Origin of the sequence: Leucobacter sp. wl10 (assembly GCF_003569785.1) — a bacterium.
Taxonomy (GTDB): domain Bacteria; phylum Actinomycetota; class Actinomycetes; order Actinomycetales; family Microbacteriaceae; genus Leucobacter.
Genome location: NZ_KZ983993.1, coordinates 126,229 through 149,316 on the forward strand (window position 1 = coordinate 126,229; position 23,088 = coordinate 149,316).

Annotated in this window: 21 protein-coding genes; 13 read left to right on the plus strand and 8 right to left on the minus strand. The window is 71.7% G+C overall.

The window, feature by feature from the left end:
- The first annotated feature begins 67 nt into the window (after positions 1 to 67).
- The 10 genes from D1J51_RS08580 to D1J51_RS08625 all read left to right on the plus strand — a co-directional run bounded on the left by D1J51_RS08580 (position 68) and on the right by D1J51_RS08625 (position 10,662).
- Positions 68 to 1,387 (plus strand): LLM class flavin-dependent oxidoreductase, encoded by a 1,320-nt coding sequence (locus tag D1J51_RS08580; protein WP_119074769.1) that lies wholly within the window; start codon positions 68 to 70, stop codon positions 1,385 to 1,387.
- Positions 1,384 to 2,814: an NtaA/DmoA family FMN-dependent monooxygenase gene (locus tag D1J51_RS08585; protein WP_119074770.1), complete on the plus strand. Its 1,431-nt coding sequence runs from the start codon at positions 1,384 to 1,386 to the stop codon at positions 2,812 to 2,814. The genes D1J51_RS08580 and D1J51_RS08585 overlap by 4 nt, the downstream gene beginning before the upstream one ends.
- Entirely contained in the window at positions 2,811 to 3,398 is a 588-nt protein-coding gene (locus tag D1J51_RS08590) for a GNAT family N-acetyltransferase (protein WP_119074771.1), read from the plus strand. The genes D1J51_RS08585 and D1J51_RS08590 overlap by 4 nt, the downstream gene beginning before the upstream one ends.
- Complete coding sequence (locus D1J51_RS08595) at positions 3,395 to 4,405, plus strand: amino acid ABC transporter permease (protein WP_119074772.1); 1,011 nt, start codon at positions 3,395 to 3,397, stop codon at positions 4,403 to 4,405. Before D1J51_RS08590 ends, D1J51_RS08595 begins: the two co-directional genes overlap by 4 nt.
- Positions 4,406 to 4,414: 9 nt before the next feature.
- Complete coding sequence (locus D1J51_RS08600; protein ID WP_119074773.1) at positions 4,415 to 5,251, plus strand: amino acid ABC transporter ATP-binding protein; 837 nt, start codon at positions 4,415 to 4,417, stop codon at positions 5,249 to 5,251.
- 70 nt (positions 5,252 to 5,321) lie between these two features.
- Complete coding sequence (locus D1J51_RS08605; RefSeq protein WP_119074774.1) at positions 5,322 to 6,356, plus strand: ABC transporter substrate-binding protein; 1,035 nt, start codon at positions 5,322 to 5,324, stop codon at positions 6,354 to 6,356.
- 63 nt (positions 6,357 to 6,419) lie between these two features.
- Positions 6,420 to 7,418, plus strand: coding sequence for a transporter substrate-binding domain-containing protein (locus D1J51_RS08610; protein ID WP_119074775.1), 999 nt, complete (start codon positions 6,420 to 6,422; stop codon positions 7,416 to 7,418).
- Complete coding sequence (locus D1J51_RS08615) at positions 7,415 to 9,421, plus strand: FAD/NAD(P)-binding protein (protein WP_119074776.1); 2,007 nt, start codon at positions 7,415 to 7,417, stop codon at positions 9,419 to 9,421. The genes D1J51_RS08610 and D1J51_RS08615 overlap by 4 nt, the downstream gene beginning before the upstream one ends.
- A gap of 110 nt (positions 9,422 to 9,531) precedes the next feature.
- Positions 9,532 to 9,879, plus strand: coding sequence for a YciI family protein (locus D1J51_RS08620; protein WP_119074777.1), 348 nt, complete (start codon positions 9,532 to 9,534; stop codon positions 9,877 to 9,879).
- A gap of 159 nt (positions 9,880 to 10,038) precedes the next feature.
- Positions 10,039 to 10,662, plus strand: a complete 624-nt coding sequence (locus D1J51_RS08625) for a GNAT family N-acetyltransferase (RefSeq protein WP_119074778.1) — start codon at positions 10,039 to 10,041, stop codon at positions 10,660 to 10,662.
- Positions 10,663 to 10,695: 33 nt separating this feature from the next.
- Here D1J51_RS08625 and D1J51_RS08630 read toward each other — a convergent pair whose 3' ends face one another.
- Genes D1J51_RS08630 through D1J51_RS08640 form a run of 3 tightly spaced genes read right to left on the minus strand, consistent with a single transcriptional unit; the run spans position 10,696 to position 13,780 of the window.
- Positions 10,696 to 11,916, minus strand: a complete 1,221-nt coding sequence (locus D1J51_RS08630) for a metal-dependent hydrolase family protein (RefSeq protein WP_119074779.1) — start codon at positions 11,914 to 11,916, stop codon at positions 10,696 to 10,698.
- Positions 11,913 to 12,395, minus strand: a complete 483-nt coding sequence (locus D1J51_RS08635; RefSeq protein WP_119074780.1) for a GAF domain-containing protein — start codon at positions 12,393 to 12,395, stop codon at positions 11,913 to 11,915. Before D1J51_RS08635 ends, D1J51_RS08630 begins: the two co-directional genes overlap by 4 nt.
- A complete protein-coding gene (locus D1J51_RS08640; protein WP_119074781.1) occupies positions 12,392 to 13,780 on the minus strand; it encodes an MFS transporter in 1,389 nt (462 codons plus the stop codon). Before D1J51_RS08640 ends, D1J51_RS08635 begins: the two co-directional genes overlap by 4 nt.
- Before the next feature lie 140 nt (positions 13,781 to 13,920).
- Between D1J51_RS08640 and D1J51_RS08645 the strand changes: the two genes are divergently transcribed.
- Entirely contained in the window at positions 13,921 to 14,829 is a 909-nt protein-coding gene (locus D1J51_RS08645; protein ID WP_162903729.1) for a MurR/RpiR family transcriptional regulator, read from the plus strand.
- Between the two features lie 41 nt (positions 14,830 to 14,870).
- Here the strand turns inward: D1J51_RS08645 and D1J51_RS08650 are convergent, their stop codons facing one another.
- The 5 genes from D1J51_RS08650 to D1J51_RS08670 all read right to left on the minus strand — a co-directional run bounded on the left by D1J51_RS08650 (position 14,871) and on the right by D1J51_RS08670 (position 20,613).
- Positions 14,871 to 16,142, minus strand: coding sequence for an alpha-hydroxy acid oxidase (locus D1J51_RS08650; RefSeq protein WP_119074783.1), 1,272 nt, complete (start codon positions 16,140 to 16,142; stop codon positions 14,871 to 14,873).
- 54 nt (positions 16,143 to 16,196) lie between these two features.
- Complete coding sequence (locus tag D1J51_RS08655; protein ID WP_119074784.1) at positions 16,197 to 17,531, minus strand: MFS transporter; 1,335 nt, start codon at positions 17,529 to 17,531, stop codon at positions 16,197 to 16,199.
- A gap of 357 nt (positions 17,532 to 17,888) precedes the next feature.
- Complete coding sequence (locus tag D1J51_RS08660) at positions 17,889 to 18,569, minus strand: FadR/GntR family transcriptional regulator (protein WP_119074785.1); 681 nt, start codon at positions 18,567 to 18,569, stop codon at positions 17,889 to 17,891.
- A gap of 14 nt (positions 18,570 to 18,583) precedes the next feature.
- Positions 18,584 to 19,315, minus strand: coding sequence for a response regulator (locus D1J51_RS08665; RefSeq protein ID WP_119074786.1), 732 nt, complete (start codon positions 19,313 to 19,315; stop codon positions 18,584 to 18,586).
- On the minus strand, positions 19,312 to 20,613 hold the full coding sequence (locus D1J51_RS08670) for a sensor histidine kinase (protein WP_119074787.1): 1,302 nt from the start codon (positions 20,611 to 20,613) through the stop codon (positions 19,312 to 19,314). The genes D1J51_RS08665 and D1J51_RS08670 overlap by 4 nt, the downstream gene beginning before the upstream one ends.
- Before the next feature lie 358 nt (positions 20,614 to 20,971).
- On the opposite strand from D1J51_RS08670, the gene D1J51_RS08680 reads away from it, so the two are divergent.
- The gene (locus tag D1J51_RS08680; protein WP_119074788.1) at positions 20,972 to 21,883 is read left to right on the plus strand and encodes an ABC transporter ATP-binding protein; all 912 of its coding nucleotides are present in this window, start codon (positions 20,972 to 20,974) and stop codon (positions 21,881 to 21,883) included.
- Positions 21,880 to 23,013, plus strand: coding sequence for an ABC transporter permease (locus tag D1J51_RS08685; protein ID WP_119074789.1), 1,134 nt, complete (start codon positions 21,880 to 21,882; stop codon positions 23,011 to 23,013). The genes D1J51_RS08680 and D1J51_RS08685 overlap by 4 nt, the downstream gene beginning before the upstream one ends.
- Positions 23,014 to 23,088: the final 75 nt, after the last annotated feature.

Here is a 23,088-nt window from a genome sequence, read left to right on the forward strand (position 1 = left end):
GAGCGTAACGGTCATTTTCCGTCATGAGGGTTGCGGAGCCCCCGCGGAGCACACATAAGCTCACAGCATGTCTCCCATAACCAATACGAAAGCTGCCGAAGCTCAGTTCACCGTCGGCGTCGCACTCGACGGCGCCGGCTGGCACCCCGCCGCGTGGCGGGAACCGACGGCCCGAGCGGCCGAGATATTCTCGCCCGAGTACTGGCACGACCTCATCGCCCGCGCCGACGCCGCCGGCATCGACTACGCCACGATCGAGGATGCGCTGCGACTGCAGAGCGCCGACCCCTTCGGGCGCGGCGCCGCGCGCGGGCTGCCGCCCCGCCCCGCCCCGGCCATCGTGGAGGGGCGCCTCGACGCGCTGCTCGTCGCGAGCTGGGTCGCCCCCCGCACGCGGGGCATCGGCCTCATCCCCACGGTCACGACGACCCACACCGAGCCCTTCCACGTGGCGACCGCGCTGCAGACGCTCGACCACATCTCGGAGGGCCGGGCCGGCTGGCAGCTGCGGTTCTCCGCGGAAGCGGCCGCGGCCGCGGCGTTCGGCCGCAAGCCCGCACCGGAGATCGACGCCGAGCGGATCGCGGCGGGCGAACCCGATGCGGGGCTGGACGAGTTGATCGGCGAGGCGGGCGACGCGGCCGAGTCGGCGCGGCGGCTCTGGGACAGCTGGGAGGACGACGCCGTGATCCGCGACGTCGCGACCGGCAGGTTCCTCGACCGGGACCGGGTGCACCACATCGATTTCGCGGGCGAGCGCTTCTCCGTCATCGGGCCATCGATCGTGCCGCGCTCGCCGCAGGGCCAGCTGCCCGTCACCCTGCTGGCGCACTCCGCGCCCGTCCACGCGCTCGCGGCGCGGGCCGCCGACGTGGTGTTCGTCACCCCCGAGAGCCCGTCGGTCAGGGCCGGCGCCTCGCGCGACAAGCCGGCCGCGGAGGTCGTCGCGGAGGTGCGCGCGGCGGAGGGCGCGGTGGATCGCGCGGTGCTGGGACTCGAGCCTCTGCGCATCGTGGCGGATCTGGTCGTCGCGCTCGACGCCGCCGGGGAGCGGGCCGACGAGCGTCTGCGCCGCCTCGACGCGCTCGCGGGAGGCGGCTTCGAGAGCGACGCCGCCCTCGCCGTCGGGCCGGCCGAGCAGATCGCCGCCCGCATCGAGGAGTGGCGCGACGCAGGCGTCGACGGTGTGCGGCTGCGGCCGCTGACGCTGCCGGGCGATCTCGACGCGATCGCCGACGGGCTGCTGCCCGTGCTGCGGGCGCGGGGGCTCGCGGGCCGCGCCGAAGCCCCGCGAACCCTCCGCGAGCGCTTCGGCCTTCCCGAGGCCGCCAATCGCTACGCGACCGCCCCCGCGACCGCCCCCGCGACCGAGGAGGTGGCGGCATGAGCGCCCTCGGCGGCGACCCCGCTCAGCGGCAGGTCCACCTCGTCGCGCACTTCCCCGGTGTCAACAGCACAACCGTCTGGAGCGATCCGGAGTCGGGAAGCCAGATCGACTTCTCGTCGTTCCGCCACTTCGCGCAGACCGCCGAGCGCGGCCTCTTCGACTACATCTTCCTCGCCGAGGGCCTGCGCCTTCGCGAGCACGGGGGCAGGATCCACGACCTCGACGTGGCCGGGCGCCCCGCCACGCTCGCCATCCTCGCCGCACTGGCGTCGGTGACCCGCAGCATCGGCGTGGTCGGCACCCTGTCGAGCACCTTCAACGAGCCCTACGAGCTCGCGCGCCAGCTCGCCACGATCGACCACCTCTCGGGCGGGCGCGTGGGATGGAACGTCGTCACCTCGCCCGACGCGTTCCACGGGGGCAATTTCCGGCGCGGCGGCTACCTGCCCTACGCCGAGCGCTACACCCGCGCCGAGGAGTTCGTGGTGCTCGCGAAGGCGCTCTGGGACTCGTGGGAGGCCGACGCGATCGTCGCCGATGCGCCGAGCGGAAGGTTCGTCGACCCCGATCGCGTGCGCGGCGTGCTGCACCGGGGGCCGCAGTTCGACATCGCGGCGACGAGCACGGTGCCGCGCAGCCCGCAGGGCTACCCCGTGATCGTGCAGGCGGGCGACTCGCCCGCCGGACGGGACTTCGCCGCCGCGAACGCCGAGGTCATCTTCTCCCGCCACACGAGCTTCGAAGAGGGGCGGGCGTTCTACCGCGACGTCAAGGGCCGGCTGCCCGCCGCGGGACGCGGCGAGGATTCGCTGCTGATCCTGCCGGGAGCCACGTTCGCGATCGGCGACACCGACGCCGAAGCCCGGGATCGCTCGCGCGAGATCGCGCTCGCCCAGACGAGTCCGCAGACCGCGGTCGCCTGGATCGAGGCGATCTGGGGCCGGGAGCTCCCGGGCCTCGATCCCGACGGCGCGCTGCCCGACGAGGACCCGGGCGAGGGGGAGCAGCGGCTGGGCCAGGTGTCGACGCGCGTCGACGACCGGATCGCTCGCGCCGCCCGGCTGCGCGGCCGCGCGGCGCGAGAGGGACTCACCCTGCGCGAGCTCGTGGCCGCCGAGACCGCTCAGCACAGCTTCGTGGGATCCCCCGAGACGATCGCCGCCGAGATCGACCGCTCCGTGCAGGGCCGCGCATCGGACGGCTTCGTGCTCGTGCCGCACCTCACGCCGGGCGGCCTCGACGAGTTCGTCGATCGGGTGGTGCCGCTGCTGCAGGAGCGCGGGGTCTTCCGCACCGCCTACGAGACCGACCGGGTCACGGGTGCGAACCCCACGCTGCGCCGCACGCTGGGCCTGCCGCGGCCGCCCCGCCCCGCGATCCGCGCCGGGGAGCCCGCCGAGCGGGTCGCCGAGGAGGCGGCCGCATGAGCACCGCGACGCCGTACGCGCGATCCGGCGCGCCGGACGGCGCATACGGCGCGAAGCCCGGCGACGCCTTCGCGACGGCGGCCTACACCGATCCGCTCGGCGCCCCGCTCCTCGCCGACCTCGAGCGGGAGTACGACGCGCGCTACGGCACCGAGGTCTTCGGCGAGACCGCCGACGTCGAGATCAACCGCTACCCGGCCGAGGCGTTCGCCCCGCCGAACGGCCTCTTCCTGCTGCTGCTGCGCGACGGCGAGCCGATCTCGGGCGGCGCGTACATGCGCTACGACGACGCGACCGCCGAGGTGAAGCGCGTGTGGACGCGCTCCGATCTGCGGGGGCGGGGCCTCGCGGGGCTCGTGCTCACCGAGATCGAGCGTCGCGCCGAGGCCGCGGGCTACCGCCGCATCTACCTCACGACGGGCCCGCGGCAACCGGAGGCCGTGCGGCTGTACCGCCGCTCCGGCTACACCCCGCTCTTCGATCCCGCGCTGCCCGCGCACGAGATCGGCGTCCACCCCTTCGAGAAGCTCCTCGCCCCGACCGCGGCGGTCGGGGCCGAAACCGCAAAGGAAGCACGACCATGACCCTCACACTCGATCCCCCGGAGACCGAGGCGGCGAACCGCGGCTCTGCGCGGCCCGCCGCGCTCGACGTCGTCCCGCTGCGCCACTGGTGGCGCTGGGCGCTGAGCGCCGTCGCGGTCTTCCTGCTCGCGCAGCTCGCGTGGACCTTCTTCTCCAACGAGCAGTGGCGGTGGCCCGTCTTCGCCGAGTACTTCTTCAACGGCGCCGTGCTGCGCGGGCTCTGGCTCACGCTCTGGCTCACGGCGGTCTCGGCGGCGATCGGTTTCGTGCTGGGGGGCCTCCTCGCGCTCGCGCGCCTCTCGGGGTCGCCGCTGCTGAGCTCGTTCGCGTGGGGCTTCATCTGGTTCTTCCGCTCCGTGCCGCTCATCGTGCAGCTCGTCATCTGGTACAACCTCGGATACCTGTTCCCCACGCTCGGCGTCGGCTGGCCCTTCACCTACGACTTCTGGGTCGTCGAGTTCGACACGGTGCGGCTGCTCTCCTCGTCGGTCGCCGCGATCCTCGGCCTCTCGCTGCACCAGGCGGCCTACTCGGCCGAGATCATCCGCGGCGGGCTGCTGTCGGTCGACCAGGGTCAGATCGAGGCGGCGAAGGCGCTCGGGATCCCGCGCTCCCGCCGATTCTTCCGCGTCGTGCTGCCCCAGGCGGCGCGCGCGATCCTGCCCAACGCCTTCAACGAGGTGATCGGGCTGGTCAAGGGCACCTCGGTCGTCTTCATCGTGGCCCTGCCCGAGCTCTTCTACACGGTGCAGGTCATCTACAACCGCAACCAGCAGGTCATCCCGCTGCTGCTCGTGGCGGCCGTCTGGTACACGATCTTCACGACCGTGCTGAGCATCGCGCAGTACTACATCGAGCGCCGTTTCGCTCGCGGCACCGCCCGCGAGCTGCCGCCCACGCCGATCCAGCGGGCCCGGCGCGCGATCCGGGGGCACCGCGCCCGCGGGCGCGGCGGGCTGCCGCTTCCGGCATCGTCCGTCGCCGCGATCACCTCGAGTCAGCGCTAGGAGACCGAAATGACCATCGACACCATCGACACCATCGACACGGGCGTCGGGGGCCTCGCGGGCTCCGAGGCCCCCGACGCCCCGCGCACCGGCCTCGTGGAGATCTCGGGCGTGCACAAGTCGTACGGCGCCCACGAGGTGCTGCACGGCATCACGCTCACGGTCGAACCCGGCCAGGTCGTCGCCCTGCTCGGCCCCTCGGGCTCGGGCAAGTCGACCCTGCTGCGCGCCATCAACCATCTCGAGACCATCGACGCCGGATCGATCACCATCGACGGCGAGTTCATCGGATACGAGCGCCGCGGCGACCGCCTCCACGAACTGCCCGAGAAGCGGGTGCTGCAGCGGCGCACCCGGGTGGGAATGGTCTTCCAGAACTTCAATCTGTTCCCCCACCTCACCGCGCTCGAGAACATCATCGAGGCTCCGATCGGCCTGAGGCGGGCGAACCGCACCGGGGCGACGGAGCGCGCGCGCGAGCTGCTCTCACGCGTCGGCCTCGCGGATCACGCCGACAAGTACCCGCGCCAGCTCTCGGGCGGCCAGCAGCAGCGCGTCGCGATCGCCCGAGCGCTCGCGCTCGATCCCGACGTGCTGCTGTTCGACGAGCCCACCTCGGCCCTCGATCCCGAACTCGTCGGCGAGGTGCTCGGCGTGATCCGGGGCCTCGCGCACGGCGGCACCACGCTCATCATCGTCACCCACGAGATCGGATTCGCCGCCGAGGTCGCCGACCACGTCGTCTTCCTCGACGACGGGCGCGTCATCGAGGAGGGGCCGCCCCAGCGGGTGCTGCGCGCTCCCGAGCAGGCGCGCACGCAGGAGTTCCTCGACTGGGTCATCTGACCCTTCTTTCCCATCCCATCCCATCCCATCCCAGACCCCGCCACGAGCACAGCAAGGACCGCACCCTCCCATGACCACGCCACCCGCCCGCACCCGCCGATCCGGCGCCCGCAGCACCCTCTCCCTCGCCGCCGCGTCGTTCGCGGCGCTCGCCCTCGCGGGCCTCACCGCCTGCAGCGCGATCGTCGACTCCGGCAGCGCGTCATCCGACACGGGCTCCGGCGCCGCGGCCCGGAACGACTCGCCGTTCGACCTGACGAGCGCGGGCGTCGACGAGCGACCCCGCATCGAGCCGATCCCCGAGGCCGTCGCGGCTCTGCGGGCGAGCGGCTTCGAGCCGATCCAGAAGGGCAGGCTCACGGTCGCCAACGGCGCCTTCACGCCGCCCCTCAGCTTCCTCGCCGAGGACGACAACCGGACGCTGCTGGGCGCCGACCCGGATATCTCGCAGCTGCTGGCCGACGGTCTCGGTCTCGAGTACGCGCCCGAGAACGTCGCCTGGGCCGACTGGCCGCTGGGCGTCGAATCGGGCAAGTACGACGTCGTGCTCGCGAACGTGACCGTCACCGAGGAGCGCAAGGACCTGTTCGACTTCGCCACCTACCGGGACGACGTGATCTCCTTCGCGGTGCAGGCGACGAGCGGTATCGCCTCGATCAAGGAGGCGAAGGACGTCTCCGGCCTCAAGGTCGTCGTCGGCAGCGGCACGAACCAGGAGAAGATCCTGCTCGACTGGTTCGCCGAGAACGAGAAGAACGGTCTGCCGCCCGGCGAGGCGGTCTACTACGAAGACACGGCGGCGGCCAAGCTCGCGCTCTCGTCGGGCCGCGTCGACGCCATCTTTCAGCCCAACTCGACGAACGCGTACTCGGCGGCCGTCGACGGCGAGACGAAGATCGTGGGGGCGGTGAACGGCGGCTTCCCCGAGAACGCGCAGATCGGAGTGGCCACCGCGAAGGGCAACGGCCTCATCGACGCCGTGTCCATCGTGCTCAACGCCATCATCGAGCGCGGCGAGTACCGGAAGGTGCTCGACCGCTGGGCGCTGCAGGACGAGGCCGTGACCGAGTCGCTCGTCAACCCGCCCGGGCTGCCCCGACCGTAGCACCGACCAGACCCGGCCAGATCCGACCTCACCCGACCCAAGCCGCCGACCAGAAAGCGCCCCATGCCACACACCCCCGCCACCGCCCGCATCGCGCTCGCCACGATGGCCGCGCTCGCGCTCGCGCTCACCGCGTGCTCCGCGGTCGTCACCGACCGGACCGCGGACGAGGGGCCCGCTCCCGAGAAGTCGACCGCCGCGTTCGACCTCACCACCGGCAACCTGAAGACGCGACCCCGCATCGACCCGGTCCCCGATGCCGTCGCGGCTCTGCGGGCGAGCGGCTTCGAGCCGATCCAGAAGGGCAGGCTCACGGTCGCGCTGCTCGGCGCCGGCGCCCCGCCCACCTCGTTCTTCGCCGAGGACGACGCGAAGACCATCATCGGCAGCGACCCCGACTTCGCGTCGCTCATCGCCGACGGCCTCGGTCTCGAGTACGCGCCCGAGAACGTGGCGTGGGCCGACTGGCCGCTGGGGATCGAGTCGGGCAAGTACGACCTGGCGCTCACCAACATCGGCGTCACCGAGGAGCGCAAGGAGCTCTTCGATTTCGCCACCTACCGGGACGCGATCATGGGGTTCACGGTCGCCGACGACAGCGCCGTGAGGAAGATATCGAAGCCGAAGGACATCTCGGGTCTCAGGGTGATCGTGGGCAGCGGCACGAACCAGGAGAAGTTCCTGCTCGACTGGATCGCCCAGAACGAGGAGGCCGGGATCCCGTCCGGCGAGGCGGTCTACTACGAGGACTCCGCGGCCGGCCTGCTCGCGCTGACCTCCGGGCGCGCAGACGCCAGCATTCAGCCGTACTCGCTCGCGAAGTTCCAGGAGGCGACGCTCGGCGAGACGCGCGTGGTCGGCAAGTTCAACAGCGCCTACCCCGTGACCGGGCAGGTCGGCACCGCCACGGCGAAGGGCAACGGGCTGACGGAGCCGGTCGCGATCGTGCTCAACGAGCTCATCGAGACGGGCGTCTACGACGAGGTACTCGCGCGCTGGGGCCAGGAGGACGAGGCGGTGACCGAGTCGCTCGTCAACCCGCCCGGGCTCCCGAAGCCGTGAGCGGTTCGACGCCTCCCGCGACGGCCCCGCCCGTGCGCATCGTCTGCATCGGCGCCGGGCCGGCGGCCGCGATGCTGCTGGAGCGCATCGTCGCGAATCGTGCGCAGACGGCCCCCGGCGCGAGGCTCGAGGTGCGCCTCGTCGACCCGCACCCGCCCGGCGGAGGGCGCATCTGGCGGCGGGACCAGTCGCCCCTGCTCAAGCTCAACTCGATGCTCGAAGACGTCGCGTTCTTCACGGATCCCTCGTGCCGCATCGAGGGGCCCATCGAGCCCGGGCCCACGCTCGCCGAGTGGGTGCGCGCGGTGCGGGAGGGGCGGATCGCGCGGCCCGCGTGGAGCGATGCCGCGCTCGACCGGGAGATCGACGGGATCGGCGAGCGGGACTTCCCGACGCGCCGCCTGAACAACGCCTACCTGAGCTGGGCTCTGGAGGAGACGGTGCTGCGCGGCGGCGATGCGGTGCGCGTCGAGTGGCTCGAGGACGTCGCCGTGGCGGTGGAGGAGGGAGCCGAGGGGGATCGCCCGCAGCGCGTGCGCCTCGCCTCGGGCGCCGGGCTCGACGCCGACATCGTCGTCTACGCGCTGGGCCACAGCGGCGCGCACCCGACGAACGAGTCGATCCGGCTCGCCGACTTCGCCGACCGCCACGGCCTCGGCTACGTCGCGCCGGCCTTCACGGCCGACGTCGACCTCGGGTGGGTGCCCTCCGGAGCCGACGTGATCGTGCGCGGCATGGGGCTCGCGGCGGTCGACCTGGTCGTGCTGCTGACCGAGGGCCGCGGCGGCCGCTTCGAGCGCGACGGCGGCCGCGACGGCGCGCTGCGCTACGTGCCGAGCGGCCGGGAACCGGTGCTGCACCTCGGATCCCGTCGCGGGGTGCCGTACCGCTCGAAGATCACGAGCCGCTTGTCGGGGGATCCCGTCGAGCTCGAGTACCTCGGTCCCGGCTTCCACGCGTCGCTCGCGAGACGGTCGGAGCCGCTCGACTTCGAGCGCGACGTCCGGCACCTGATCGCCGCGGAGTTCGTGACCGGCTACTATCGCGAGCTCTTCACCGGGCACCCTGACCGCGTCGCCGCCCCCTGGGAGCGGTTCGCCCCGCGGCTGCGGCGGATCCTGAACGGGAGGCATCTGGGAGAGGCCTCGGCGGAGTTGGCCGGGCTGATCCGCGCACACGTCCCCGATCCCGACGACCGCTTCGACCTCGACGCCTTCGACCGGCCGCTCGCGTTCGCCGACCCGCTCACGGAGGCGGAGCAGCGATCCGCGCACACGACGGTGCACGATCGCGTGCGCGAGCACATCGAGCGCGATCTGCGGCACCGCACCTCCCAGCGGCACAGCGCGACGCTCGGCCTCTTCATGACGGCGCTGCACGTCTACCTCTCGCTGGCCGAGGTGCCGCCGCAACTGTGGAGCGCCCGCAGCCGCACGCGCGACCTTCCGAAGCGCTGGCACGCCTGCTTCAGCTACCTCGCGAGCGGCCCGCCCGGGCACCGACTCGAGGAGCTCATCGCGTTGGCTGAGGCCGGAGCGGTGCGGTTTCTGGGCGGCGACCTCGATCTCGTCGCCGATGAGGAGCGGGGCGAGTTCGCGGTCTCGGGGAGCGCAGTGGTCGGCAGCCGGACGGCTCGCTCGGGGGCGAGCGCGCGGATCCTGATCGATGCGTGGCTCCCCGAGGCATCGGCGGCCAGGAGCGACAATCCGCTGCTTCGCGGGCTCGTCGAGAGCGGGCGCGTGCGCGAGCTCGCGGTGCCCGACGGCCCCGGAGACGCCGCCCCCGTGCTGACGACGGGGCTGATCGAGGCCGCCCCGGACGGGCGCATCGACGGGCCGGCGCCCCAGTTCGCGCTCGGACCCTTCGTCGCCGGGCCCGGCGGGGGAGCGTTCACGCGCCCGGGCATCGACTCGCTGCCGTTCCGCATCCACGACCGGTGCGCCCGCGCGATCCTCGCGACCGCGCTCGCTCCGCGCCCCGCGCTCGAGGCGGTGCCCGGCTGAGGCGGCGCCCGGCTGAGGCGGCGCGAAGATGCGCCCTCGCTCGACGCCGCCCCGGCTTCGTGCCACGATGGAGGCACCGGGGGTCTGGGCCCGGGGATGCGGAGGGCACCATGCGCTACATGCTTCTGCTGCACGGCCGGGAGGCCGAGTTCCAGCGCCGCACCCCCGACCGCAGGGAGGCGGCGGTGGCCTTTCTCGCGCGCTTCGAGGACGAGCTCGCGGTCGGCTCCGAGCTGGAGTGGACCGAGGTGCTCGACGACGAGGAGCACGCCGTGCTGGTCGGGCCCGGTGGCACGGGCGAGGGGTGGTTCAACAGCGAGGGGTCGCCGCTGCAGCGGGCGTGGGTGGTGCGGGTGCAGGATCGCGAGCGCGCTCTGGAGCTGGCGGCGCGGCTCGCGAGGGGCGTGGACTCGCCGGTCGAGGTGCGCAAGTGCCTGCCGGGCGCGCAGCGGCCGTGAGCGATCATCGCCCGGATCGGCGAGGGAGGCCGGATCGGCGAGGGAGGCCGGCACTGCGCCGCATCGCCGAGGCCGCTCGAACCGGTGCTCGCCCGACGCGAACCGGCCGCCCGCCGCGGGCCGAGGCCCGCACGGCTGAAACCGGGGGAGAATAGCCGCATGGAACTCGATCACCCCGGCACGCTTCGTGGCCGCCTCGTCACCCTCGAACCGCTCTCGCTGGAGCACCACGACGAGCTCGTCGACGCCGTGCGGGACGGCGAGCTGTGGCGGCTGTGGTACACGCGGATCCCGGACCCGGAGGGGATGGACGCGGAGATCCGGCGCAGGCTCGCGCTGCAGGATCAGGGCAGCATGCTGCCCTTCGCCGTTCGCCGCGCCGATACGGGCCGCGCGATCGGCATGACCACCTTCATGAACATCGACGCGGCGACCCCGCGCGTGGAGATCGGTTCCACGTGGAACGCCGCGAGCGCGCAGGGCACCGGCACGAACGCGGAGTCGAAGCTGCTGCTGCTCGGTCACGCCTTCGACGTGTGGGACTGCCCAGCCGTCGAGTTCCGCACCGACTTCCACAACCATCAGTCGCGGGAGGCGATCGCGCGCCTCGGGGCGAAGCAGGACGGGATCCTGCGCGCCCATCTGCGGCAGGCGGCGGGCTACCTGCGCGACACGGTGGTGTTCTCGATCACGCAGCCCGAGTGGCCCGGTGTGCGCCTCGGCCTCGAGCACCGGATCTCCCGGCACCTGCCCGGCGACTGGGCGTCTCCGAGGCTCGGGTGAGCGGAGAGCGGTGAGCGGACGGCGACGGGTGGGTCACCGGCCCGCGACGACGCGCCCGCCCTGCACGACCGACCGCGGCCGGCCCTCCGAGATCGCGCTCACCCGCTCCAGCGGATCGCCGTCGAGCACCACGAGGTCGCCCATGGCGCCCGGCGCGATGACGCCGAGCTCTCCCTCGCGCTGCAGCAGGCGCGCTGCGGTGCTGGTCGCGCTGCGGATCGTGTCGATGACGGGCACGATGTCTGCGCGCACCTCGAACTCCCGCAGCTGGTGGCGCTGCATGCCGCCGAGCAGGTCGGAGCCGTAGCAGAGGTTCACGCCGCCCCGGTAGGCCTTCTCGAGCGCTGCCATGCCGCCGGTGAGCACCGCGTCGACCTTCTCCCAGTTCTCCTGCGAGAGCCCGAACTCGCGCCCCTCCTTCTGCAGGTAGACATAGGTGACGAGGTTCATCGTCAGGTAGGCGTCGTGCTCGAGGAACAGCGGGATCGAGGTGTCGTCGAGGAGGTTGCCGTGCTCGATGCCCCGCACGCCCGAGGCGAGCGCGCGGTTGATCGACCGCGCCGTGTAGGCGTGCGCCGACACGTAGCGGCTTGCGGCCTCGGCCTCCTCCACGACCGCGCGGATCTCCTCGAGCGAGTACTGCGTCGAGTCGACGCGGTCCGTCGGCGAGGCGACGCCTCCCCCGGCCATGATCTTGATGTGGTGAGCGCCCTTGCGCAGCTCGTCCCGGGCGGCTTCGCGCACGGCCGCGACGCCGTCGGCGACGCGGCCGATGTTCGCGCAGGTCGGATCGTTCCGCACGTGCGATTCGCCGCGGCCCCGGGCGTCCCCGTGCCCGCCCGTCTGCGAGAGGGCCTTGCCCCCGAAGAAGAGCCGCGGGCCCCGGAGCAGGCCCTCTCGCTGGGCGTCGTGGAGGCCGAAGTCCGCTCCCGCCACGTCGCGCACCGTGGTGAAGCCGCGATCGAGCATGTCGCCCATCAGGCGAGCGCTCTGCAGCGCCACGTAGTTCGGCGATTCGGAGCCGAGGCGGTCGAGCGCCGCCGTGTGGGCGGTCACGTGGACGTGGCAGTCGATGAGGCCGGGGAGCACGAAGCCGCCGCGGGCGTCGAGTTCGGGCGCGTCGCCGGGGGCCGGGCCCGTCCCCGCCTCGAGATCGACGAAGCGGCCCTCCCGGATCTCGAGGGTCCCCTCGCGATACTCCCCGGCGTGGACGTCGAGCCAGGTCGCGTTGCGGACGATGAGGTCGTTGGTCACGGCGTACCCTCCTGATCGGTGATCGTGGTGGATTCTGCGGGCGATGTCTCGGCGACGATGCGCTCGGCCGCCGCGACGCTCTCGGGCGGGTAGCCGTGCTCCGGGCCGAGCAGGTTCACGGTCGCCCAGTTGCTGCCGTCCGCGCGCCGGAGCGGGATGTTGACGATGGCCCCGCAGCCGAGCGACCTGATGAGCTCCGCGTCGCCGAAGATGCGGTCGATCTCGGCTCCGGTCTGCGCGACGAAGACGCCGTCGGAATCGCGCGTTGCGGCGATCCAGTCGGGCGACACCTCCGTCGCGACGTCCTTCCAGCCGCCGACGGGGTACTCCTGCGGGTGGGACGAGTAGACGCGCTCCATGCGGGTGCCGCCGCGGGTGAAGACCAGTACGGTGCACAGGATGACGCCGACGTCTCGGGAGACGGCCGCGTGCATCGCCGCCCAGCTGCGTTCGGGGCTCGCGGGCCGTGCGGCGGTCATGCGGGTCCACCCGTCTTCGCGGCGCGCGTCTCGACCGGTCCGGTGATGTCCTCCAGCGAGCGACCCGCGGTGCGAACGGCGAAGAGCAGCGTGCAGATGACGCCGACCGCGAGCACGGCCGTGGTCAGGCCGAAGACGCCCACGAAGCCCCACTGCGCGGCGAACAGGCCGATGATGATCGGCGCCGTGATCGACCCGACCCGCCCGAAGGACGAGCTCATGCCGGTCGCGGTCGCGCGCAGCCAGGTGGGGAAGACCTCGGGCGTGTAGGCGTAGACGCCGGCGTACGTGCCGTTGAGGAAGAAGGAGAGGGTGACCCCGGCGAGCGTGACGAGGGCCGGATCCTCGGCCCGACTCATCCAGAGCGCCGCGAGCGCTCCGCCTGTGAGGTACATCGCGATCGTGAACTTGCGGTCGAGCTTCTCGTTCAGCCAGGCGGCGCTGAAGTAGCCCGGAATCTGCGCGAGGTAGATGAACAGCGAGTAGGTGAAGCTCGTCGTGACGTCGATCCCCTTATCGACGAGCAGGGTCGGGATCCACGTGAAGAAGCCGTAGTAGGAGAAGGTGATGACGAACCAGATGAGCCACGTCGTTGCGGTGATCCGCCACATGCTGCGCCCCCAGAGGTATCGGATCGCCTTGCCGAAGGCGAACTTGGTGGGGGGCTCCTCGGCGGGCGCGTTCGGGTCGACCGGCGGGAGTTCGCGGCCGGTGGCTCGTCCGACGCGCTGCTCGAAGTCGGTGACGACGCGCTCCGCGTCGTCGTGCCTGCCCTGCGTGATGAGGTAGCGCGGCGACTCGGGCAGCGAGCGGCGCCACCACAGCAGCATCACGATCGGGATGAAGGTGATGACCTGCGCCCAGCGCCATCCCTCGGCGAACGCGGGCACGACGAAGCGCCCGATGAGCGCGGCTCCGACGAACCCGAAGGAGAAGAAGCCCGCCAGTGCGCCGAGGAACCAGCCGCGACGGTGCTTCGGCACGAACTCGGAGAGGAAGGGGGCGATGATCGCGCTCTCGGCGCCTGCGCCGGCGCCGGCGATGATGCGGAACAGCAGGAAGCTCTCGAAGCTCCACGAGAGGGCGGCGGCGAGGGAGGCGACGGCGTAGACCGCGAGGGCCCACATCATGACCTGCTTGCGGCCGATCTTGTCGCCGAGATAGCCGGCGATGAGCGCTCCGAACAGGAAGCCGAACGGCGCCGCGGATCCGACGATCCCGAGCTGCGCCTGCTCGAGGGCGAACACCTCTCGCACGCTGGGCATGAGGAAGGCGACGACGGCGCTGTCCATGCCGTCGAAGGTGTAGCCCAGGCCGCCGATGAGCAGCAGCAGGAAGTGCGGCCGGCTCATCGGCAGTCGGTCCAAGCGAGCGCTCAGTGACATGGTGATGACTCCTTTGTCGGAAGAGGGGCGACCCTGGCTGCGCCGCACAGTTGGCAATGTTAATTCCATAACTGAGGTATATGCAAGAAAAATTGCGTAGCAGATGCGGAAGGGGGTCCGAGTCCGCGACAATGGATCGCATGAGGACACGATCGGAGAAGGGCTCCGACGACGCCCGAGGCGGGGCGCGCGACATGGCTCCCGAGGCATGGCTGCGGGCGCGCGTGCCCGCCGGCGGCCTCGGCTCCTCGGCGAAGACGCTGCTGAACTATCTGCTCACCAACATCGGTGAGGCGGTGTACGCCCGCGCCGCCGAGGTGGCCCGCGTGGCAGGCGTGAGCGTGTCGAGCGTCACCCGGCTCGCGCAGCAGCTGGGCTTCGACGGCTGGCCCGATCTGCAGCGCAGCCTCCGCGCGCGCTACCTCTCAGGCCTCAGCATGGTGGACGTCTCCGAGGTTCACGGCGTGACGGACACCCCCTTCCAGAGCGCCATGCGCAGGGACATCTCCTCGTTGACGCAGGCCGTCAGGGATCTCGACGAGCACGCGATACGAAGGATCGCGGAACTGCTGACGAACGCGAGCCAGATCCACGTCGCGGCGATGGGCAGCTTCGCGGCCGTCGGGCAGGCGCTCAGCCACAACCTGCTGCTGGCCGGGTACCCCTCGTACGGGCTGCTCGACCGTGACCCGCTCCTCGCGAACACCGTCGCCCGGCTCGGGCCCTCGGACGTGCTGGTGGTGTGCAGCTACTGGCGGCACTACCGAGTCGTGGTCGGCGCGGCCATCGCCGCTCGGCGCCGGGGCGCGAAGGTGGTCGTGATCTCGGACTACCTCCCGCAGGCGCTCGCTCCCGTTGCGGAGGAGGTCGTGCTCATCCCCGCCGAGGGAACCTCCTTCTTCGCGTCGCTCACGGTGCCCATAGCGGTGCAGCAGGGCATCATGGCGACGCTCGCCCGCATCGACCCAGAGCGCACCAGGCGGCAGCTCGAGGTCTCGGAAGAGCTCTGGGGCGAGCTCGACCTGCTCGTAGACCCCCTGCGCGGGTGAGTGCGGGCCCCGGCTGAACCGCGGATCGGGGCGCCTCGGGATCAGCCCCGAGGAGACCTCTCGGCGCCCGCCCGCGCGCCCTCCGGCGAGACCGGCACGAGGCGCCGCAGCTGAGTCACGTGGCGGGGCTCCAGCTCCTCGAGCGACGACACCCCGAGCAGGGCCATGGTGCGCTCGATCTCGCTGCGCAGGATGGCGATCATGCGGTCGACGCCCGCCCGCCCGCCCGCCATGAGCCCGTAGAGGTAGGCGCGGCCGACCAGGGTGAACTTGGCCCCGAGCGCCACCGAGGCGACGATGTCGGCGCCGTTCATGATGCCGGTGTCGATCATCACCGCGGCGTCGCGACCCACCTCGCGCACGACCTGCGGCAGCAGGTGGAAGGGTACGGGGGCCCTGTCGAGCTGGCGGCCCCCGTGATTCGAGAGCACGATGCCGTCGACGCCGCGCTCGATCAGCCTCACCGCGTCCGGAACGTTCTGCACGCCCTTGACCACGAGCCTGCCGGGCCACATCTCCCTGATGACCTCGAGATCCTCGTAGGAGATGGTCGGATCCATCGCCGCGTTGAGCAGGTCGCCCACGGTGCCGCCGGTCGAGGAGAGCGACGCGAACTCGAGCTTGGGCGTCGTGAGGAAGTCGATCCACCACCACGGGCGCGGGATCGCATTGACGATCGTGCCCAGCGAGAGCTGGGGAGGGATGGAGAAGCCGTTGCGCTTGTCGCGCAGCCGGGCCCCGGCGATCGGGGTGTCGACGGTGAACATGAGGGTGTCGAATCCGGCCGCGGCGGCGCGCTCGACGAGCCCGTAGGAGATCTCGCGCTCGCGCATCACGTAGAGCTGGAACCAGTTGCGGCCGTGCGGATTCGCCGCGCGCACGTCCTCGATCGACGTGGTGCCGAGCGTCGAGAGCGTGAAGGGGATGCCCGCCGCTCCCGCTGCCCCGGCCCCCGCGATCTCGCCCTCGGTCTGCATCAGCCGGGTGAACCCCGTGGGCGCGATGCCGAAGGGCATCGCGGATCGGCCTCCGAGGATCTCGGTCGAGGTGTCGACGTGCTCGGCGGGCTTCAGGATGTCGGGGTGGAACTCGATGTCCTCGAAGCCCCTGCGGGCTCGATCGAGCGACAGCTCGCCCTCGGCTGCGCCATCGGTGTAGTCGAAGGCGGCCTTCGGCGTGCGGCGCTTCGCGATGCGCAGCAGGTCGTACGTGGTGAGGGCCGCGTCGAGGCGCCGCCGCCTGGCGTTGAGATCGGGCTTCTTGAACCGCATGAGCTCGAAGAGCTCGGCGGGGTTGGGGAGCTGGCGCTTCATCTGAGGCTCCTGTTCGGATCGGTTCGGGATCGGGGGCGGCGGCATGCCGGGATGCTACGCCATCTGCCCGAGGCGGGGGAGGGGATCCTGCGCGTGCTCCTCCTCGACGTGGGCGACGCGCTTGATGAAGAACGACGCCACGACCGAGATCGCCGCGCAGACGGCGACGTACACCGCGATCGGCCACCACTGCCCGCCGCTGATCTCGAGCAGCCACGCTCCGATGAGCGGGGCGGTGCCGCCGAAGATCGCCGCGCCCAGCTGGTAGCCGAGGGAGGCGCCGGTGTAGCGCACCTCGGGCGCGAAGTTCTCGGCGATGAGGGTGCCGAGGATCGCGTTTACGCTGCCCCACAGGAAGCCGAAGCCGAGGATGGTGGCGGCGAACAGCGCCCAGGTCTCGCCCGTGTTGAGGATCAGGTAGTAAGGCACCACGAGCACGATGGTGGTGCAGGCCGACCAGCGGTAGAGGGCGGCGCGGGAGACGCGGTCGGAGATGCTGCCGAAGACTGGCATCCAGACCGTGGCGACGAGTGCCGCAGCCGCGATGGCGAGCAGCACGACATTGTCGCGCGCGCCGAGGATGTCGGTGGCGTAGGCGACGATGTACGTGCCGAAGATGTAGAAGGGGCCGGTCTCGGCCGCCTTGGCGCCGATGGAGACGAGCACGGCGCCCCAGTGCCTCGTCACGACCTCCTTGATGGGTAGCTTGAGGCGGGCCCCGGTCTCCTGCACGCGCTTGAACTCCGGGGTCTCGTCGAGGCCGTTGCGGATCCAGAGGCCGATGAAGACGAGCACGATGCTGGCGACGAACGGCACGCGCCAGCCCCAGGTCATGAACTGGCCGTCGGGCAGCTGGGTGAGCAGCGCGATGACGCCCGCGGCGAGCAGCATGCCGAGACTGATCCCCATCTGCGGCACGGCGCCGTAGAGGCCGCGGCGGTGCTTCGGGGCGTACTCGTAGGCGAGCAGCAGGGCGCCGCCCCACTCGCCGCCGATGCCGAGGCCCTGCAGGATGCGGAAGCAGATGAGCAGGATCGGGGCCGCTACCCCGATGGCCGCGTAGTCGGGCAGCAGGCCGATCGCGACGGTGCCGCCGCCCATGAGCGTCAGGGTGATGAAGAGCGTCTTCTTGCGGCCGATGCGATCGCCGATGTGCGAGAAGATGATGCCGCCGAGCGGCCGGAAGAAGAAGGTGAGCGAGAACGACACGAAGGCGAGCATCGTGGAGACGAACTCGTTGTCGCTCGGAAAGTAGAGCTTGTTGAACACGAGCGCGGCGACGGTGCCGTAGACGAGGAAGTCGAACCACTCGATGACGCTGCCGCTGAGGCTGCCGAGGAGTACGCGGTAGTTCAGTCCGGTTCCGGGCTGGGCTGCTGTGGCTGTCATGGCATCTCTCCCTTGAGATCTTGGCGAGAACTTCATGTTCTGGAAACAAGTGTGGTCGGACCATGTGGTATGACCACAAGTAGTGTAGGTCGATCCGGGCGATCCGTCAAACCAACGCGGGCGTCGCCCGCGTTCGCGCCCGTCGCCGCGCGCCGGCCGCGCCTCGCGCCGGCCGCGCCGCGCGCCGAGCGCCGCCCGCCGTCCGCCGCCCGCCGGGAGCATCGGTGGGCGCCTTTCGGCGGCTCGCTCCCCGCCCCAGCGGCCGAAAGGCTCACACGGATCGGGCGAGAGGTCGGGTCGGATCGGGGCTGGAGTCGGATCGGGTGCGGGGTCGGGCGCGCGGGCGAGCAGCGGCGCTCAGCGCGCGGTCTCGACGTAGTACCCGCGGATGTGCGAGCGGATCCGGGAGACGGCGCCCTCCCGGTCGCCCTCCCTCAGACTCGCCAGAATGCCGCGGTGCTCGTCTCGCAGCCGCTGCGCGGTGCGCTCCCACTCGGGCAGCGCCTGCGCCCGCTGCAGCGTGTGGTCGGCGATGGAGGTGCGCAGGGCGTCCATGAGCGTGCTGATGAGCGGATTGTCCGCCGCGCGGGAGAGGAGCACGTGAAACTCCGCGTCGAGCGGCAGGAACTCCTCGACCGGGAGTTCCTGATCGTCCATGAGCTCGAGCAGGCGCGCCGCCCGCTCCCAGTCGCCGCGATCCGGATCCGAGTGCTCGGCGGCCCAGCACTCGAGCAGCAGCCGCATCTCGTACACGTGGCGGTGCTCCACCTGGCTCGTCGCCAGCTGGAGGTTGAGCGCGAGCGTGAGCGCCTGTTCAGGGGCCGCCGTGATGACGGTGCCCGATCGGGGGCCCGAACCGGTGGCGGTGCGGATCGTGCCCAGCGCCTCGAGCACGCGCAGCGCCTCGCGCAGCGAACTGCGGGAGACCTGCAGCGTCTCGGCCAGCGTGCGCTCCCCGGGCAGGTGGTCGCCGATGTGGAGCCGTCCGCTCCGCAGTTCCTCGGTCACCCACGCCATGACCACCTCGTGCGCCTTCATCGTCAACGATTATCTCAGTCGAGAGCGGCCGCCGCGCCGCGCGTGTGCGCCCACACGACGGCCTGGATGCGATCCCGCACCCCGAGCTTCTGCAGCACGTTCGACACGTGCGTCTTCACCGTCGCCTCGCCCAGGAACAGTTCGGCCGCGATCTCCGCGTTCGACCTGCCCTCGGCGAGCAGCGACAGCACCTCGCGCTCCCGCTCGGTGAGCCCGGCGCGGTCGAACGCCGCGGCGGCGCGCTCGGCGGGCGAGGTCTCCGGATCCGGACCGGGCGCCCCGCGTTGCCCGTCAGCGCCCGCCCGCTCCGCCGCGACCCGCTCGATCACCGCCCGCGTCACGTCGGGTCCGAGCAGCGCGTTGCCCGCGGCGAGCGACCGCACCGCCTCGATCAGCTGCTCGGCGCGCGATGTCTTCAGCAGGAAGCCGCTCACCCCGGCGGCCAGGGCGTCGAAGAGGTAGGTCTCGTGGCCGAAGGTGGTGAGGATGAGGATCGAGATACCGGATCCCGCGGCGGCGTCGCCCGCCCGCCCTGACAGGATCCGCCTCGACGCCTCGATCCCGTCCATCCGCGGCATCTCGACGTCCATGCAGATGACGTCGGGGCGCGCCGTCGCGGCGAGCTCCACGGCCTCGACCCCGTTCGCGGCCTCGCCCACCACTTCGATGTCGGGTTCCGACTGCAGAATGATGCGGAAGCCGGATCGCACCAGCTGCTGATCGTCGACGAGCATCACGCGGATCACGCGGCCACCCCCTCGTACCGGGCGAGCGGCACGCGCGCCCGCACCATGAATCCGCCGCGCTCCCGGCGCCCCGCGCTCAGGTCGCCGCCCACCGCGCCGACGCGCTCGCGCATGCCGCGCAGACCGAGTCGAGACCCCGACGCATCGTGATGCTCCAGCGTCTGCCTCACGCCGTCGTCGCTCACCTCGACCTCGACGGCGCCGGTCTCGAACCGCAGCCGCACCTCGGCCGTCGCCCCGCGCCCCGCGTGCTTGCGCACGTTCGTGAGCGCCTCCTGCACCACCCGGTAGAGCGCCACGTCGACGAGCAGCGGAACGGGCAGCGGATCGCCGGTCACGATGAGCGTGACCGGCACGCCGGCGCTCTGCGACTCGGCGACGAGCGCCGACAGCTGGGCGATGCCCACCGTCGACGCCCCCTCGGTTTCGGGCGTGCGCAGCGTGCGCACGAGTCGCCGCAGCTCCTCCACCGCGGAGTGCGCGCTCTTCTCGACCACCTCGAGCGCCGCTCGCGCGCGGTCGGGGTCGGGGTCGAGGCTGCGGCGGGCTGCGGCCGCCTGGATCCCCATCACCGACACGTGGTGCGCCACCACGTCGTGCAGTTCGCGCGCGATCTCGATCCGATCCAGCGCCACGGCCTGCGCGGCGCTCGTCTGCCGCTCCAGCTCCAGCTCTCGCCCCTGCGCCTCCAGCTGGGCCTGGCTCTGGGCGGCCCGCCAGGAGCGCTCGCCGAAGACGAAGGCGGCGCCGAGGTAGATGAGGTTGGTGATGATCTGGATCGCGGCGAAGGTCGCGAAGGCCGAGAAGATGCCGGTGCGCGGCAGCCCGGGGAGGAAGTTCTCGTCGGCGGAAGTGACGATGAGGTTGAGCACGACCCAGAGCACGATGCCGGCGGCGATCCCGAACCTCGTCCACAGCGCCAGTCGGCGATTCTGCTCCCAGGCGCCGACGGTGTAGAGCGCGAGCACCAGGCAGATCTGCACGATGAGCCCGTCGGGCACCGTGAACTGGACGCAGATGAAGAAGCCGATGGCGACGAGGATCGCGACCGGCACGGGGAAGCGGCGGCGCAGTGCCAGGGGCAGCGCGACAAAGGCGATCCCGACCACCCACACCCAGGCCTCGGCGACGTCTTCGTAGAGCCCGGTGCGCAGGTAGAGCAGGCCCATCAGCGGCGAGGCGATGGCGAGCAGGACCGCGATGCCGATGTCGGCCTGCATGCCCTCGCGGCCGGGGCGCGGGCGCACCCACTCGGCGGTCGCAGCGCCTGTGGCGCTCGTGGGGGCGGTCGCGGTCATGCCTCCAGCGTAGGGGGGATCCCCGCGCGGCGGCTCCCCCGCCAGGGGGAGCCGGTCCCACGTCCCCGCCTCCTCATTCCCGTCTTCGGCGCCCCGATCCGGCGCCGCCCGCCGGCGATCCTCGGCCCCCGCCGCCCCGATCCTCCGCCGCCCGCCCCGATCCTCCGCCGCCCCGATCCGTGTGCGCCTTTCAGACGCTTTCGGAGAAGCCAAGCGACCGAAAGGCGCACACGGATGGCCGGGGGCCGGGGGCCGGGGGCCGGGGGCCGGGGNCGCGGGAACCTCGGCCAGAATCAGCCGCGCGAGGGAGGCGTCTCCGCGCGGGCTCCGCCAGTCTGGAGGGGACGAAAGGAGCGAGATGATCGACATCGCAGGTGTGTCCCGCAGCTTCGGAAACCGCAGAGTGCTCGACGACGTGAGCTTCCGCGTCGAGGGCGGTCGCATGACGGGCTTCGTGGGCGGCAACGGCGCGGGCAAGACCACGACCATGCGCATCATCCTCGGGGTGCTCTCGGCCGACGCGGGCACGGTGAGCCTCGACGGGGCGCCGCTCACCGCCGCGGATCGCGCGCGCTTCGGCTACATGCCCGAGGAGCGCGGCCTCTATCCCAAGATGAAGGTGCTCGAGCAGCTCGTCTACCTCGGCAGGCTGCACGGCATGAGCGCTGCGGCCGCGAAGACCTCGGCGGGCACCCTGGTCGAGCGGCTCGGCCTGGCCGAGCGCGCCAACGACGCGCTCGAGAGCCTCTCCCTCGGCAACCAGCAGCGCGCGCAGATCGCCGCGTCGCTCGTACACGAGCCCACGGCGCTCGTGCTCGACGAGCCCTTCTCCGGTCTCGACCCCATCGCCGTCGAGGTGGTGCTCGGCGTGCTGCGCGACTACGCGGCGCAGGGCGCGCCCGTGCTCTTCTCCTCGCACCAGCTCGACATCGTCGAGCGGCTCTGCGACGACGTCGTGGTGATCGGGGACGGCAGGATCCTGGCCTCCGGCTCCCGAGAGGGGCTGCGGGCCGAGCACTCCGGCAGCGCCTTCGAGATCGAGCTGGCGGGCCCCTCGGCCGACGCCGGCTGGGTGCGGGATCAGCCGGGGGTCGAGGTCACGCACCTCGACGGCGGCTTCGCCCGCTTCGACGCCTCCGACGAGGCCGCCCAGGCGGTGCTCGCCCGAGCGGTGGCCTCCTCGCAGGCCTCCGGATCCGGAGCCGCCGTGCGCCGCTTCGCACCGGTCACCCCCTCGCTGGCCCAGATCTTCAAGGAGGTCGTGAAATGAGCACCCAGACCATCAACAGGGGGCCGGACGGCGCGCGGCCCATCGGCGGCGCGCAGGGCGCCTGGCTCGTCGCCGAGCGCGAGATCACCACCAAGCTGCGCAGCAAGGCGTACATCGTCTCGAGCGCGGTGCTGCTGCTGCTCGTGCTCGGCGGCGTGCTGTTCAGCGGCTTCATGGCGAACTCCGGCGGTTTCGGCGGGCCGACCCGGGTGGCGGCCGTCGGAGAGGCGACCGCCGCGGTACAGCCGCTCGACGGCAAGGGATTCGAGGTGACGCAGGCCGAGGATCGCGCTGCCGCCGAGCAGCTCGTGCTCGACGGCGAGGCGGACGCGGCGGTCGTGCCGGGCGGCGACACCGCGGTCGGCCTCACCGTGCTGGCCGAGGACAGCCCGCCCAGCGAGCTCATCCAGGCTCTCTCGGCGGCGCCGTCCGTCGAACTGCTCGCGCCCACCGCCGACAACCCCGCGCTCGCCTACCTCATCGCGGTCGCCTTCGGCGTGATCTACATGCTGAGCGCCATCACGTTCGGCACCACGATCGCGCAGAGCGTCGTCGAGGAGAAGCAGACCCGCATCGTCGAGATCCTGCTCGCGACGGTCTCGGCCCGCACCATGCTGGCGGGAAAGATCCTCGGCAACAGCATCCTCGCGCTCGCGCAGGTGGTGGCCATCGTGGCGGTCGCGTCGGTGGGCCTGCTCGCCACGGGCCAGGATCTGCTGCTCGGCGAACTGGGCACCTCGCTCATCTGGTTCGGCGTTCTCTTCGCCTTCGGTTTCGTGCTGCTGGCGACGATGTACGCGGCCCTGGCCACGCTGGTCTCGCGGCAGGAGGACGTCGCCTCGGCGGTCAGCCCGGTCATGTGGCTCGTGATGCTGCCCTATTTCGCGATCATCTTCTTCAACAGCAACCCGCAGGCGCTCGCGATCATGAGTTATATTCCCTTCTCGGCACCCATCGGCATGCCGATGCGGCTATATCTCGGTACGGCGGAGTGGTGGGAGCCGCTCCTGTCGCTCGCGATCCTGTTCATCTCGATCGCCGTGGTGCTCCTGATCGGATCGCGCATCTACAGCAACTCGATTCTGCGCACGGGCGCGAAGGTCAAGCTGAGCGAGGCGATCAAGGGGTAGGTGGTCCAGACCCTGAGAGCCTCGGGCCGGGCTTTGCATGCCCGGCCCCCGTGCGGGATCCCGCGCCCCGATCCT

Coding starts and splice junctions, on each gene's coding strand:
- D1J51_RS08670 (WP_119074787.1), bottom strand. CDS start 20,613: ATGACCGCGACCGCCCCCACGAGCGCCACAGGCGCTGCGACCGCCGAG.
- D1J51_RS08620 (WP_119074777.1), top strand. CDS start 9,532: ATGCGCTACATGCTTCTGCTGCACGGCCGGGAGGCCGAGTTCCAGCGC.
- D1J51_RS08635 (WP_119074780.1), bottom strand. CDS start 12,395: ATGACCGCCGCACGGCCCGCGAGCCCCGAACGCAGCTGGGCGGCGATG.
- D1J51_RS08660 (WP_119074785.1), bottom strand. CDS start 18,569: ATGAAGGCGCACGAGGTGGTCATGGCGTGGGTGACCGAGGAACTGCGG.
- D1J51_RS08650 (WP_119074783.1), bottom strand. CDS start 16,142: ATGAAGCGCCAGCTCCCCAACCCCGCCGAGCTCTTCGAGCTCATGCGG.
- D1J51_RS08610 (WP_119074775.1), top strand. CDS start 6,420: ATGCCACACACCCCCGCCACCGCCCGCATCGCGCTCGCCACGATGGCC.
- D1J51_RS08655 (WP_119074784.1), bottom strand. CDS start 17,531: ATGACAGCCACAGCAGCCCAGCCCGGAACCGGACTGAACTACCGCGTA.
- D1J51_RS08595 (WP_119074772.1), top strand. CDS start 3,395: ATGACCCTCACACTCGATCCCCCGGAGACCGAGGCGGCGAACCGCGGC.
- D1J51_RS08600 (WP_119074773.1), top strand. CDS start 4,415: ATGACCATCGACACCATCGACACCATCGACACGGGCGTCGGGGGCCTC.
- D1J51_RS08590 (WP_119074771.1), top strand. CDS start 2,811: ATGAGCACCGCGACGCCGTACGCGCGATCCGGCGCGCCGGACGGCGCA.
- D1J51_RS08685 (WP_119074789.1), top strand. CDS start 21,880: ATGAGCACCCAGACCATCAACAGGGGGCCGGACGGCGCGCGGCCCATC.
- D1J51_RS08585 (WP_119074770.1), top strand. CDS start 1,384: ATGAGCGCCCTCGGCGGCGACCCCGCTCAGCGGCAGGTCCACCTCGTC.
- D1J51_RS08645 (WP_162903729.1), top strand. CDS start 13,921: ATGAGGACACGATCGGAGAAGGGCTCCGACGACGCCCGAGGCGGGGCG.
- D1J51_RS08680 (WP_119074788.1), top strand. CDS start 20,972: ATGATCGACATCGCAGGTGTGTCCCGCAGCTTCGGAAACCGCAGAGTG.
- D1J51_RS08605 (WP_119074774.1), top strand. CDS start 5,322: ATGACCACGCCACCCGCCCGCACCCGCCGATCCGGCGCCCGCAGCACC.
- D1J51_RS08640 (WP_119074781.1), bottom strand. CDS start 13,780: ATGTCACTGAGCGCTCGCTTGGACCGACTGCCGATGAGCCGGCCGCAC.
- D1J51_RS08625 (WP_119074778.1), top strand. CDS start 10,039: ATGGAACTCGATCACCCCGGCACGCTTCGTGGCCGCCTCGTCACCCTC.
- D1J51_RS08580 (WP_119074769.1), top strand. CDS start 68: ATGTCTCCCATAACCAATACGAAAGCTGCCGAAGCTCAGTTCACCGTC.